1 pseudogene is annotated in these 443 nt (G+C 41.3%); it reads right to left on the bottom strand.

What is annotated here, in order from left to right:
• A pseudogene (locus LMB56_RS00050) lies at positions 1–443 on the bottom strand (hypothetical protein); the annotation flags it as partial.

The raw sequence follows: 443 nt of genomic DNA, 5'->3' as shown, positions 1-443 counted from the left end.
TCCGTTTCAATGAGTGAGAGTTTGAGTAACTCAGTAAGCATGAGTGGAAGCTTAAGCAACTCGGTATCAATGAGTGAGAGTTTGAGTAACTCGGTATCAATGAGCGAAAGCTTAAGCAACTCGGTATCAATGAGCGAAAGCTTAAGCAACTCCGTTTCAATGAGCGAGAGTTTGAGTAACTCGGTATCAATGAGTGAAAGCATGAGTAACTCGGTATCAATGAGCGAGAGCTTAAGCAACTCGGTATCAATGAGCGAAAGCTTAAGCAACTCCGTTTCAATGAGTGAGAGTTTAAGTAACTCCGTTTCAATGAGTGAGAGTTTAAGTAACTCAGTCTCGATGAGTGAGAGTTTGAGTAACTCAGTAAGCATGAGTGAAAGCTTAAGCAACTCCGTTTCAATGAGTGAGAGTTTAAGTAACTCCGTTTCAATGAGCGAAAGCTT

This window comes from Limosilactobacillus reuteri, from assembly GCF_020785355.1.
Classification (GTDB): Bacteria; Bacillota; Bacilli; order Lactobacillales; family Lactobacillaceae; genus Limosilactobacillus; species Limosilactobacillus reuteri_I.
Note: the sequence above shows the minus strand (reverse complement) of the source record. Positions and strands in the feature narration are given on the sequence as shown.